Genomic DNA, 12,116 nt, shown 5'->3' on the forward strand with positions numbered 1-12,116 from the left:
GAAGCGGCGCGCGCGCCCCGCATGCCGTCACGCGGCGAGCTCGCCCAGCGCCAGCTGGACGAATGCGACCACGCGGGCGACGGTGCCCGCGCCGGCGGCGTCCGGGCCGGGGTCGGCGGAGGCGGGCGAGGCCAGGAGGGCGAAGAAGCCGGCGAAGGCCGCGACGGCGAGCGCGAGGGCCCACCACGGCAGGCCCGTCTGCACCGTGCCGGCGGTCCGGGCCTTCGGACCGGCGGTCGCTTTCCTACCGGCGGGCATGGGATCGATCGCCTCCGAGCGCTCTGTGCACCGCCGCGTTGCGGTGTACTACGAAGCTACGGAGAACGGGGGGCCGCTCCCATCCGGTGGACCACCCACTTGTCCCTGACCCAGACCCCCTAGGGGACGGGGGGTTAGCCCCACCCCCGCATGGAGGCGGACCGCCAGGACCGGGGGGCTGGGGCCATCAGGGCCTCAGGGCCTCAGGGCGAGAACACCGTCGCGATGACCGAGATGACCACGGTGATGGCGAGCATCGCCCCGAGGATCGTCAGCAGGGCCTTCTGGCCGTTCTTGGGGTTCGGATCGAGCACAGGCTGCATGCCGACCAGTGTCCCACCCCGCGCGCCCGTGCCCGCGGCCGGGGCGGTACGGGGCAGGCCGGGGCGGAACGGGCACGTGCCGTCAGAGCTGGTCCTCGACGCCGTCAGAGCTCGTCCTCTACGGTGCGGGCGCGCCCGGCCAGCACTCCCGCCACGATCTGAGGAACCATCAGTGCGGCCATGAGGGCGAGCGGCACGTCCCAGCCGCCGGTGCGCTCGTTGAGCCAGCCCACGAGCAGCGGGCCGGGGATGGAGATCAGGTAGCCCATGCTCTGGGCGAACGCCGACAGCCGCACCACGCCCCCGCCGGTGCGGGCGCGCATGCCGATCAGCGTCAGGGCGAGCGTGAAGGCGCTGTTGGACACGCCGAGGAGCACGGCCCAGACCCAGGCGCCGCCGGCCGGTGCCAGCCACAGGCCCGCGTAGCCGGCCAGGCCGAAGCAGCCCAGAATGACGACCAGGACGCCCTGGTGGGGCAGGCGGGCGGCGAGGCGCGGCAGCACGAAGGCGAGCGGCACGCCGGTCAGCATCGTGACGGCGCTCAGGACGCCCGCGGTGGAGGGGGCCACCCCGGCGTCGCGGAAGATCGCCGGCATCCAGCCCATGACGATATAGGCGCCGGTGGCCTGGATGCCGAAGAAGATGCCGAGGGCCCAGGCGGTGGGGCTGCGGGTGATGCTGGTGCGCGGGGCGTCCTGCGCGGCGGCCGCGGGGGCCGCGGCGCCGTCCGTACGGTCACGGCGGGCGACCACGAGCCAGAGCAGTCCGGCCGCGGCGGCGAGCAGCGCCCACGAGCCGAGGCCGAGGCGCCAGCTGTGGCCCATCGCGTCGGCGAGCGGCACGGTGGCGGCCGCGGCGCCCGCCGCGCCCGCGGCGATGGCCATGGAGTACAGGCCGGTCATCGGGCCGACCCGGTCGGGGAACCAGCGCCTGACGGCCAGCGGCATCAGGACGTTGCTGACGGCGATGCCCGCGAGCGCGAGCACGCTGAGGGCGAGGAAGCCGGGGACCCCGCCCACGTACGGGCGCAGGGCGAGGCCGGCGGTTATCGCCGCCATGCCGGCGCAGACGACGGCGGCGGGACCGAAGCGGCGGGCCAGGCGGGGTGCGGCGAGGCCGAAGACGGCGAAGCAGAAGGCGGGCACGGACGTCAGCAGGCCGGCCACGGCCCCGCTCATGCCGAGGTCGGCGCGGACCTCCTTGAGGAGCGAGCCGAGGCTCGTGACGGCGGAGCGGAGGTTGAGCGCGGCGAGGACGAGGCCCACGACGAGGAGCGGGACGCCCCGGGCCCGGCGGGCCGGACCGGCCGGGGAGGAGGCGGGTGCGGCGGATGCGGGGGCGGGCGCGGAGGTGCCGGCTGCTCTGAGGTCTTCGTCTGCCGTGGATGCCATGATCGCATCATAGATAGAATCATGGGATGAATGGAGGCTGTCGATGCCACTGAACTCTCCCCGGCGCTCCTGCCTCGTCGACCAGGTCATCGCCGAGCTGCGCGGCCAGATCACCTCCGGCGAGTGGGCGGTCGGCTCGCGCATCCCCACCGAGCCCGAGCTGGTCGAACAGCTCGGTGTGGCCCGCAACACCGTGCGCGAGGCGGTGCGCGCCCTCGCGCACAACGGGCTGCTGGACATCCGGCAGGGCTCGGGCACGTACGTCGCCGCGACCAGCGAGCTGGCCGGCGTGATGAACCGCCGCTTCGCCGACGCCGACCCGCTGCACGTGGCGGAGCTGCGCAGCGCCCTGGAGGCCTCGGCCGCCCGGCTCGCGGCCCGCCGCCGCACCGAGCAGGACCTGGTGCAGCTGGCCGCGCTGCTGGAGCGGCGCGAGGAGGCATGGCGCTCGGGCGACGCGGAGCGGTTCGTGGAGGCCGACGCCACGCTGCACGCGGCCGTCGTCTCCGCCGCGCACAACGAGGTGATGTCCGAGGTGTACGCGGACCTCGGCGGGGTGATGCGCGAGTTCCTGCGGGCGGACGTGGGGACGGCGCTGCGGCCCGAGGGGCTCGTGGATCACGGGCGGCTGGTCGCGGCCATCGAGGAGGGGGACGAGGAGACGGCGGGGGCGGAGGCGAGCGCCTATCCGTTCGGCTGCCGGGGCGTGGCCGGCGCCTGCTGAGCTCCCGGGCCGGGCCCGAAAGAGCGGGCTCAGGCGGCGCGGTGGGTCACCCAGGCGTGGCGTATGCCGAGCCAGCAGCGCTGCGTGAGGGAGACGTGCCCGGCGGGGCCGACGGCGGCCCGGGCGGTGTCCATGTCCGGGTCCCACCAGCGCACGCACTCGACGTGCAGCTGGACGTGGTCGGTGGTCGCGTTGCCGTTGAAGCAGTGGGCGGTGGCGTGGGAGCCGTGGACGCGGGTGCGGCACTCGGCGTGCCGGGCACCTGCCCGGACACCTGCCCGGGCGGCGGCCGGCAAGGCGGTGGGTGCTGCGGTCGGTGCTGCGGCGGCCACGGGGGAGGCCGGGGCCGTGGAGCCCGCCAGAGCTGTGGCGGAGAACAGCAGGGCCGCGGTGCGGCGGAGCGGGGACCTCATGCGCGTACCTCCCGCCCTTCAGTGTGCGGGGGCCGGCCCCGGCGCACGAGCCGGAAAAGCCCAGTGCCCGTTCCGGAGTAACGGAACGGGCACCGGGCGTGCGCTACGGGTCCGGGGCGCCCATCATGGGCGCCCCGTCAAAGGCTGGGCCCTGACTCAGGCACCCATCATGTGGACGCCGCCGTCCACGTGGACGATCTCGCCCGTCGTCCGCGGGAAGAAGTCCGACAGCAGGCCGACGACGCCGCGGCCGGCCGGCTCCGGGTCGGCCAGGTCCCAGCCGATGGGCGCGCGGTGGTTCCACACGTCCGCGAGCTCCTCGAAGCCCGGGATGGACTTGGCGGCCATCGACTTGATGGGGCCGGCGGAGACCAGGTTGCAGCGGATGCCCTTGGGGCCGAGGTCACGCGCCAGGTAGCGGTTCGTGCCCTCCAGGGCGGCCTTGGCCACGCCCATCCAGTCGTACTTCGGCCAGGCGACCTGCGCGTCGAACGTCAGGCCGACGACCGAGGCGCCCTCGCTCATCAGCGGCAGCAGGGCCATGGTCAGCGACTTGTAGGAGTACGCCGAGACCTGGACGGCCGTGGAGACGTCCTCCCAGGTGGCCTCAAGGAAGTTGAAGGCGCCCTGGGGGCCGAAGGCGATGGAGTGCACGATGCCGTCGATCCGGGCGTCCTCGCCCTGGAGCTCGCGCACCTTGCCGGCCAGCCCGTCCAGCTGCTCCTGGTTGGTGACGTCCAGCTCGATGACCGGGGCTTCCTTGGGGAGGCGCTTGGCGATGCGCTCGACCAGGGAGAGCCGGCCGAAGCCGGTCAGGATGACCTCGGCGCCCTCGTTCTGGGCGACCTTCGCGGCCTGGAAGGCGATCGACGACTCCGTGAGGACGCCGGTGACCAGAATGCGCTTGCCTGCGAGGATTCCACTCATGTCGTTCAGTGACCCATGCCCAATCCGCCGTCGACAGGAATGACGGCTCCAGTGATGTATGCGGCCTCGTCGGAGGCGAGGAAGCGGACCGAGGCGGCGATCTCCTCGGGCTGTGCGTAGCGCGCGAGCGGAACCTGCTTGGTGATGCCCTCGCGCTGCTCGTCGGTGAGCACGCGGGTCATGTCGGTGTCGACGAAGCCGGGGGCGACGACGTTGCAGGTGATGTTCCGGGAGCCCAGCTCACGGGCGACCGAGCGGGCGAAGCCCACCAGGCCGGCCTTGGAGGCGGCGTAGTTGGCCTGGCCCGCGGAGCCCAGCAGGCCCACCACGGAGGAGATCAGCACGACGCGGCCCTTGCGGGCGCGCAGCATGCCCTTCGTGGCCCGCTTGACGACCCGGAAGGTGCCGGTGAGGTTGGTGTCCACGACGGAGGTGAAGTCCTCTTCGGACATCCGCAGCAGCAGCTGGTCGCGGGTGACGCCGGCGTTGGCCACCAGCACCTCGACCGCGCCCTGCTTCTCCTCGATCTCCTTGTAGGCCTGCTCGACCTGCTCGGGGTCCGTGATGTCGCACTTGACGGGGAGGCACCCCAGCTCCAGGAGGGCGGCCGGCGGCTCACCCGAGCGGTAGGTGAAGGCGACCTTGTCGCCCGCCTCCGCGAAGGCGCGGACGATGGCGAGGCCGATGCCCCGGTTTCCTCCGGTGACCAGAACCGAGCGGCTCAAAGGACCACCCTTCCTTCACGTGTAGCTGCCATTCGGCTGCCATTGGTCGTCTGTACCGTACGAAAACTATCTGGCCGCGGCGCACGGCGCGCAGCCCGCCCCAAACAGGAGCGCATGGCGGACCCTGTGGGGTCCCTACAGAAAACCGCGCTGCGCGCAGCGGCGCGGCCCGCGGGGGACGCTTCCCGGAGTGCGCCCCGGTCCGCCCCTGAACTGCGCAGAAGGCCGCCCCCGGGCGTGCTGCGGCGTGATTCACTGCGTCTTCGGGAGACATCGCACGCCTAGGGGAGGCCATCCGTGCCACATGAAATCGACGCGTCGTTCCTCGCGCTGCCGCTGCGGCAACTCGCCGACGCGGCCCTGGCGCGCGCCCGCGCACTGGGGGCCGACCACGCGGACTTCCGCCTGGAGCGGGTGCGCAGCGCGTCCTGGCGACTGAGGGACGCCCGGCCGGCGGGCACCTCGGACACCACCGACCTGGGGTACGCGGTGCGGGTGGTGCACGGCGGGAGCTGGGGCTTCGCGTCGGGCGTGGAGCTGACGATGGACGCGGCGGCGCGGGTGGCCGGGCAGGCCGTCGCGATGGCGAAGCTGTCGGCGAAGGTGATCGCGGCCGCGGGGCCGACTGGGGGCACCCCCAGCGGTAGCTGGGGGAGGGTGGAGCTGGCGCCGGAGCCGGTGCACGCCGACCGGACGTGGGTGTCCTCGTACGAGGTCAGCCCCTTCGACGTGCCGGACGCGGAGAAGAGCGCGCTGCTCGCGGACTGGAGCGCGCGGCTGCTGTCGGCGGACGGGGTGGCGCACGCGGACGCGTCCCTGCTGACCGTCCAGGAGAACAAGTTCTACGCCGACTCGGCGGGCACGACCACCACGCAGCAGCGCGTCCGGGTGCACCCGCAGCTGACGGCGGTCGCGGTCGACCCGGCGACCGGCGGCTTCGACGCGATGCGCACGCTCGCGCCCCCGGCCGGCCGCGGCTGGGAGTACCTGACGGGCACCGGCTGGGACTGGGACGCCGAGCTGGCGGAGATCCCCGAGCTGCTGGCCGAGAAGATGCGCGCGCCGAGCGTCGAGGCGGGCTCGTACGACCTGGTGGTCGACCCGTCCAACCTGTGGCTGACCATCCACGAGTCGGTCGGCCACGCCACCGAGCTGGACCGCGCGCTGGGCTACGAGGCGGCCTACGCGGGCACGTCCTTCGCTACCTTCGACCAGCTGGGCAAGCTGAAGTACGGCTCCCCGCTGATGAACGTGACGGGCGACCGCACCGCGGAGCACGGCCTGGCCACGATCGGCTACGACGACGAGGGCGTCGAGGCCCAGTCCTGGGACCTCGTCAAGGACGGCGTCCTGGTGGGCTACCAGCTGGACCGGCGGATCGCGAAGCTCACCGGCTTCGACCGCTCCAACGGCTGCGCCTTCGCCGACTCCCCCGCCCACGTCCCGGTCCAGCGCATGGCCAACGTCTCGCTGCAACCGGCGCCGGGCGGGCCTTCCACGGAGGAGCTGATCTCCGGCGTGGACCGCGGCATCTACGTGGTCGGCGACCGCTCCTGGTCGATCGACATGCAGCGGTACAACTTCCAGTTCACGCAGCAGCGGGCGTACGCGATCCGCAACGGGCGGCTGGCCGGGCAGCTGCGGGACGTGGCCTATCAGGCCACGACCACCGACTTCTGGGGGTCGATGGCGGCCGTCGGCGGGCCGCAGACGTACGTCCTGGGCGGCGCGTTCAACTGCGGCAAGGCGCAGCCGGGTCAGGTCGCGGCGGTCTCCCACGGCTGCCCCACGGCTCTCTTCGAGAACGTCAACATCCTGAACACGACCGAGGAGGCGGGGCAGTGAGCGGTCACCACGGAACCGGCCGGGGGTCCGGGGGTTGCCCCCCGGAAAAGCACAGTCTGAACACCACTGAGGAGGCGGGGCAGTGAGCCGTCGTAACCAGCCGCACGAGATCGTCGAGCGCGCCCTGGAGCTGTCGCGGGCCGACGGCTGCATGGTGATCGCGAGCGAGCGCTCCACGGCCAACCTCCGCTGGGCGCGCAACGCCCTGACGACCAACGGCGTCACCCGCGGCCGTACGGTCACCGTGATCGCCACCGTCGACGGCGCCGAGGGCACCGCCTCGGGCGTCGTGTCGCGCTCGGCCGTCACGGCCGGGGAGCTGGAGCCGCTGGTGCGGGCCGCCGAGGCCGCCGCGCGCGAGGCCGGGCCGGCCGAGGACGCCCAGCCGCTGGTGACGGGCGTGCCGCACTCCCCCGACTTCACGGCCGCGCCCGCCGAGACGTCCTCCGCCGTCTTCGACGCCTTCGCGCCCGCGCTCGGCGAGTCCTTCGCCGGGGCGCGCGCCGCGGGCCGCGAGCTGTACGGCTTCGCGCACCACGAGGTGTCCTCGTACTACCTGGGCACGTCCGCCGGGCTGCGGCTGCGCCACGACCAGCCGGCCGGCACCCTGGAGCTCAACGCCAAGTCGCCGGACGGCACGCGCTCGGCGTGGGCGGGCCGGGCCACCCGCGACTTCACCGACGTCGACCCGCGGGCGATGGACGCCGGGCTGGCGCGGCGCCTGGCGTGGGCGGAGCGGAAGGTCGAGCTGCCGGCCGGGCGGTACGAGACGCTGCTGCCGCCGACGGCCGTGGCGGACCTGCTCGTCTACCAGATGTGGTCGGCGGCCGCGCGCGACGCCGCCGAGGGCCGGACGGTCTTCTCGAAGGCCGGCGGCGGCACCCGCGTCGGGGAGAAGCTGTCTCCGCTGCCGCTGACGCTGCGCAGCGACCCGCGGGCGGCGGGCCTGGAGTGCGCGCCGTTCGTCCTCACGTCCGCCTCGGGGGACGACGCGTCGGTCTTCGACAACGGCCTGCCGCTGGGTCCGGTGGACTGGATCCGCGACGGCGTGCTGGAGCACCTGGTGACCACGCGGCACAGCGCCGGGCTGACGGACCTGCCGGTCGCCCCGCTCGTGGACAACCTGATCCTGGACGGGGGCGGTACGCGCTCGCTGGAGGAGATGGTCGCGGCCACCGAGCGCGGCCTGCTGCTGACCTCGCTGTGGTACATCCGCGAGGTCGACCCGGCGTCGCTGCTGCTGACCGGGCTGACCCGGGACGGCGTCTATCTCGTGGAGAACGGCGAGGTCGTCGGCGAGGTCAACAACTTCCGCTTCAACGAGTCCCCGGTGTCGCTGCTGTCGCGCGCCACCGAGGCGGGCCGCACCGAGCCGACGCTGCCGCGCGAGTGGAGCGACTACTTCACCCGGGCGGCGGCGCCCGCCCTGCGCGTGCCGGACTTCAACATGAGCTCGGTGAGCCGGGGGGTGTGACGGGAGCGGGGGTGTGACAGCGGGGGCGCGGTACCGGTCCGAATAGACTGGTCCGCGTCCACCGTCCCCTTCTCACCTCAGGAACGTCATGACACGCCTCGGCGAATCCGTCGCCCGCGCCGGCGAGCTCCTCGCGCAGGACCTCTCCTCCGACCAGACCGTCCAGCGGCTGCTCCAGGAGACGGGCTCGCGGCGCTATCTCGACCTGACGGACCTGTCGCCGAAGGAGCAGGCCGAGCTGATCGCCGCCCGCACCGTCGAGGTGCTGCCGGGCGTGGACAAGCTGGCCGGGCGCATCGAGGAGCGGCGCGCGGCGGGCAAGGGCCTGAAGATCAAGCTGGGCATCGACCCGACCGCGGCGGACGTGCACCTCGGGCACGCCGTGCCGGTGATCATCCTCAGCCGCTTCCAGCGCATGGGCCACGACGTCACCCTCCTCATCGGCGACTTCACGGCCAAGATCGGCGACCCGACGGGCCGTACGGCCGAGCGCCCGCCGCTGACCGACGAGGACATCGCGAAGAACCTCGCGGGCTACCGCGAGCAGGTGCGCCCGTTCTTCGACTTCGAGAAGGTCGAGTTCGTCCAGAACAGCAGCTGGCTGGCGCCGTACACCTTCCCGGAGCTGCTCGGGCTGCTCTCGCAGGTGCCGGTCTCGCAGCTGCTCCAGCGCGAGGACTTCCGCAACCGCCTGGCGGCGGGCTCGGGCCTGACGATGTCGGAGCTGCTGTACCCGATCGCCCAGGGCCTGGACTCGGTCGCGCTCGACTGCGACGTGGAGCTCGGCGGCGCCGACCAGCTGCTGAACCTCCAGATGGGCCGCAAGCTCATGGAGCTGAAGGGCCAGAAGCCGCAGCTCGTCGTCACGATGCCGCTGATCGAGGGCACGGACGGCACGGGCGCGAAGATGTCCAAGTCCAAGGGCAACTACGTGGGCCTGACGGCGCCCGCCGACGACGTCTTCGGCAAGATCATGTCGGTTCCGGACCGGCTGATGGAGCCGTACCTGAAGGCGTGGACCGAGTGGACGGACGAGGAGATCGCCCTCGTGCTGTCCCGGGTCGGGGAGCGCTCGCTGCACCCGATGGACCTCAAGAAGATCCTCGCGGGTGAGGTCGTCTCCGCGCTGTACGGGATCGAGGCGGCGATGGCGGCCCGGGCCGGGTTCGTCGCGCAGTTCTCGAAGAAGAGCTTCTCCGACGTGGAGACGCCCGTGGTGGAGCTCGCCGAGCACGGCGCCTCGCCGGCGACGGCGGTGCTCAGCCAGGTTCTGGGCTTCCAGCCGTCCGCTTCGGCGGCCCGCCGGGTCGCCAAGCAGAACGGTCTGCGGCTCGTGGTCGAGACGGACGGCGGCCAGGAGGCCGTCGTGCTGGCCGAGGCCGACGCGATCCGCCCGCTGGGCGAGGTCGTGACGGAGACGGTCGCGAAGGTCGCCGGGGCCGGACGGGTGTACCTCAAGGCCGGCCGGAAGATCGCCGAGCTGCGGTAGGGAATCCGCCGGATCCGCCGTTGACATGGCCGGGGCGGCCCGTGCGCGAGACGCGTGCGGGCCGCCCCGGCGCCGTTACGGGGCGCGTTACGGGGCGTGGCTCCGTCCGCCCCTCACGCCGCGTGTCTCCCGCCGCTCCTGTTGCGGCCGCGGATCGCGACCCACAGCCGGTCGCCGATGCCGACGACGAGGACGGCCCCGGCCAGTTGCAGCAGGTGCCGGCCCCAGTCGATGCCCTTGGTCTCGTTGATGCCGAGTCCCGTGGCCGCCCAGTTGCCGAGCAGGCTGCCGATCATGCCCAGGATGATCGTCAGCCACAGGGGGACCTGCTGCTTGCCCGGCAGGATGGCCTTGGCGATCAGGCCCAGGACAAGTCCGACGATGATGGCCCACAACCAGCTCATGTCGCCTCCTCAGCGGCGCGAGGTGCCGTGCCCCGCCATTCTGTGGCCGCCGCCGGTACGGCGCACGCCGGAGCGGTCCGTCCGCCGCCGTGCGGGCATGCCGTACGCAACCGCAGGTGGGAACGGGGACGCCGGGGGACCCGCTCTCGTACCCGGCGGCCACGCGGCGTAACGTGGAAGGAGTCCCGGCACGGGTGCGCGGGCACGGCGGATCAGGTGGTGGAACGTGATGCGGAAGCAGGGCGGGGCGGCGGTCTTCAGGATCACCGGTGCCCGTCAGGGCCTGGCCGAGGACGTGCGCGGCCGCCAGCGCCGCTACGTCATCTCGATGGCGATCCGCACCCTGTCGGTGGTGCTCACCGTGGTGCTGTGGAACGTCGAGCGCTTTGTGGCGATCGGCACGCTGATCCTGGGTGCCGCGCTGCCGTACGTGGCGGTCGTGATCGCCAACGCGGGGCGGGAGAACGCCCCTTCGCTGCCCGGCACGTTCGTCCCGGCCCCGACACGGCCGGTGCTGATGCCGGGTGCCGGTGCGGAGCCGGCGGAATCCGTCCCGGAAGCGGGCCGTCGCTCCGAGGCCGATCAAGGGCGTGACCACGGCTGATACGCCGTGGGGGCGCGGCGGTCGACACCGCGCGCCGCAAAGCTCAAGAAAACCTCAGATCAATCATGTGGTTTCAGTGCCGCACGCCGGGCACCCCGTGACATACTTCCTAAGCGCTCCGCATCCCCCGTCGGAGCGACAGACCGACGCCGGGCGGCTCCCCCCGTGGCTGCCCGGCGTCGCCGTGTCTGCACGCGGTTCGTAGAGTCCGGGGTATGACTTCCCCCGATGATTCCGCCGCCGTGATCTGTTCCGCCAAGGGCTGCCGTGCCCCCGCCGTCTGGGTGCTGGCGTGGAACAACCCCAAGCTGCACACGCCGGACCGCCGCAAGACGTGGCTCGCGTGCGACGAGCACCGCGAGCACCTGTCCAACTTCCTCGGGCTGCGGGGCTTCCTGAAGGACGTGGTGACGCTGGAGGAGTGGGAGGCGGCGCCGCGCCCGTAGGCACACCGGGCGAACTCGTGGGCGCCGGGCGAGCTCATAGCCGACGGGCGAGCTCGTAAGCAGCGGGTGCGGCGGGTCAGCCGCCGATCGCCGACATCGGCCGCTGCGGTTGCAGGAAGGCCGGGTCGTCCAGGCCCGAGCCCGCCTTCTTGCCCCACATGGCGTGCTTCCAGCGCTCGGCGATCTCCTCGTCCGGGGCGCCGGAGCGCAGCAGGGCGCGCAGGTCGCTCTCCTCGCGCGCGAAGAGGCAGTTGCGGACCTGCCCGTCGGCGGTGAGCCGGGTGCGGTCGCAGGCGCCGCAGAAGGGGCGGGTGACGGAGGCGATGACGCCGACCCTGCCGGGCCCGCCGTCGACGAGCCAGCGTTCGGCGGGGGCGGCGCCGCGCTCGCCGGCGTCCTCGGGGGCGAGGGCGAAGCGGGTGCGCAGGCTCGTGAGGATGTCCGCCGCGGTGATCATGCCGTCGCGGCGCCACCCGTGCTGGGCGTCGAGCGGCATCTGCTCGATGAAGCGCAGTTCGTAGCCGTGGTCGAGGGCCCAGGCGAGCAGGTCGGGGGCCTCGTCGTCGTTGAGGCCGGGCATCAGGACGGCATTGATCTTGACGGGCGTGAGGCCGGCGGCGTGGGCCGCGGCGAGGCCGTCGAGGACGTCCTGGTGGCGCTTGCGACGGGTCAGCCGCTGGAAGACGTCGGGCCGCAGCGTGTCGAGGGAGACGTTGACGCGGTCGAGGCCGGCGGCCGCCAGGGCCGGGGCGGTGCGCGCGAGGCCGATGCCGTTGGTGGTCAGGGATATCCGGGGGCGCGGCCGCAGGGCGGCGCAGCGCTCGACGAGGGAGACGAGGCCGGGGCGCAGCAGGGGCTCGCCGCCGGTGAAGCGGATCTCGGTGATGCCGAGCGCGGTCACGGCGATGCCGACGAGGCGGACGATCTCGTCGTCGGTGAGCAGGTCGGGCTTGGCGAGCCACTGGAGGCCCTCTTCGGGCATGCAGTAGGTGCAGCGCAGGTTGCAGCGGTCGGTCAGGGACACGCGCAGATCGGTGGCGACGCGACCGTAAGTGTCGATGAGCACGCTACGCCTCCTGCGGACTTAGGTTGA

At 73.0% G+C, this 12,116-nt stretch carries 14 protein-coding genes; 6 read left to right on the plus strand and 8 right to left on the minus strand.

The window, feature by feature from the left end; genetic code table 11:
* Positions 1 to 27: 27 nt before the first annotated feature.
* The 3 genes from D7231_RS06825 to D7231_RS06830 all read right to left on the minus strand — a co-directional run bounded on the left by D7231_RS06825 (position 28) and on the right by D7231_RS06830 (position 1,972).
* Positions 28 to 258, minus strand: a complete 231-nt coding sequence (locus tag D7231_RS06825; RefSeq protein ID WP_120754051.1) for a hypothetical protein — start codon at positions 256 to 258, stop codon at positions 28 to 30.
* A 203-nt stretch (positions 259 to 461) separates the two neighbouring features.
* Positions 462 to 581 carry an SGM_5486 family transporter-associated protein gene (locus tag D7231_RS38100; RefSeq protein WP_267470821.1) on the minus strand — a complete coding sequence of 40 codons (120 nt, stop codon included), beginning with the start codon at positions 579 to 581 and terminating at the stop codon, positions 462 to 464.
* Between the two features lie 104 nt (positions 582 to 685).
* Positions 686 to 1,972 carry a CynX/NimT family MFS transporter gene (locus D7231_RS06830; protein WP_120754052.1) on the minus strand — a complete coding sequence of 429 codons (1,287 nt, stop codon included), beginning with the start codon at positions 1,970 to 1,972 and terminating at the stop codon, positions 686 to 688.
* Positions 1,973 to 2,015: 43 nt separating this feature from the next.
* Here D7231_RS06830 and D7231_RS06835 point away from each other — a divergent pair, with 43 nt between their 5' ends.
* Positions 2,016 to 2,696, plus strand: a complete 681-nt coding sequence (locus D7231_RS06835) for a FadR/GntR family transcriptional regulator (RefSeq protein WP_120754053.1) — start codon at positions 2,016 to 2,018, stop codon at positions 2,694 to 2,696.
* Positions 2,697 to 2,725: 29 nt separating this feature from the next.
* On the opposite strand, the gene D7231_RS06840 is transcribed toward D7231_RS06835, so the two are convergent.
* From D7231_RS06840 to fabG, 3 genes are all read right to left on the minus strand, one after another.
* Entirely contained in the window at positions 2,726 to 3,109 is a 384-nt protein-coding gene (locus D7231_RS06840) for a hypothetical protein (RefSeq protein ID WP_120754054.1), read from the minus strand.
* A 156-nt stretch (positions 3,110 to 3,265) separates the two neighbouring features.
* Positions 3,266 to 4,036 carry an enoyl-ACP reductase FabI gene (gene fabI, locus D7231_RS06845; RefSeq protein WP_120754055.1) on the minus strand — a complete coding sequence of 257 codons (771 nt, stop codon included), beginning with the start codon at positions 4,034 to 4,036 and terminating at the stop codon, positions 3,266 to 3,268.
* Positions 4,037 to 4,041: 5 nt separating this feature from the next.
* Entirely contained in the window at positions 4,042 to 4,761 is a 720-nt protein-coding gene (gene fabG / locus D7231_RS06850; RefSeq protein WP_120754056.1) for a 3-oxoacyl-[acyl-carrier-protein] reductase, read from the minus strand.
* A 297-nt stretch (positions 4,762 to 5,058) separates the two neighbouring features.
* Between fabG and D7231_RS06855 the strand changes: the two genes are divergently transcribed.
* The 3 genes from D7231_RS06855 (at position 5,059) to tyrS (ending at position 9,569) form a co-directional block, all read left to right on the plus strand.
* Positions 5,059 to 6,606: a TldD/PmbA family protein gene (locus D7231_RS06855; protein WP_120754057.1), complete on the plus strand. Its 1,548-nt coding sequence runs from the start codon at positions 5,059 to 5,061 to the stop codon at positions 6,604 to 6,606.
* 82 nt (positions 6,607 to 6,688) lie between these two features.
* Positions 6,689 to 8,080 carry a metallopeptidase TldD-related protein gene (locus D7231_RS06860; protein ID WP_120754058.1) on the plus strand — a complete coding sequence of 464 codons (1,392 nt, stop codon included), beginning with the start codon at positions 6,689 to 6,691 and terminating at the stop codon, positions 8,078 to 8,080.
* Positions 8,081 to 8,168: 88 nt separating this feature from the next.
* Positions 8,169 to 9,569 carry a tyrosine--tRNA ligase gene (tyrS, locus tag D7231_RS06865; RefSeq protein ID WP_120754059.1) on the plus strand — a complete coding sequence of 467 codons (1,401 nt, stop codon included), beginning with the start codon at positions 8,169 to 8,171 and terminating at the stop codon, positions 9,567 to 9,569.
* A gap of 113 nt (positions 9,570 to 9,682) precedes the next feature.
* On the opposite strand, the gene D7231_RS06870 is transcribed toward tyrS, so the two are convergent.
* Complete coding sequence (locus tag D7231_RS06870; protein ID WP_120754060.1) at positions 9,683 to 9,973, minus strand: GlsB/YeaQ/YmgE family stress response membrane protein; 291 nt, start codon at positions 9,971 to 9,973, stop codon at positions 9,683 to 9,685.
* Between the two features lie 229 nt (positions 9,974 to 10,202).
* Between D7231_RS06870 and D7231_RS06875 the strand changes: the two genes are divergently transcribed.
* A complete protein-coding gene (locus D7231_RS06875; protein ID WP_120754061.1) occupies positions 10,203 to 10,577 on the plus strand; it encodes a DUF3099 domain-containing protein in 375 nt (124 codons plus the stop codon).
* Between the two features lie 215 nt (positions 10,578 to 10,792).
* On the plus strand, positions 10,793 to 11,023 hold the full coding sequence (locus D7231_RS06880) for a hypothetical protein (protein WP_120754062.1): 231 nt from the start codon (positions 10,793 to 10,795) through the stop codon (positions 11,021 to 11,023).
* A gap of 76 nt (positions 11,024 to 11,099) precedes the next feature.
* Here the strand turns inward: D7231_RS06880 and moaA are convergent, their stop codons facing one another.
* Positions 11,100 to 12,089, minus strand: a complete 990-nt coding sequence (gene moaA / locus D7231_RS06885; protein ID WP_120754063.1) for a GTP 3',8-cyclase MoaA — start codon at positions 12,087 to 12,089, stop codon at positions 11,100 to 11,102.
* Positions 12,090 to 12,116: the final 27 nt, after the last annotated feature.

The organism is Streptomyces klenkii, from assembly GCF_003626645.1.
GTDB lineage: Bacteria > Actinomycetota > Actinomycetes > Streptomycetales > Streptomycetaceae > Streptomyces > Streptomyces klenkii.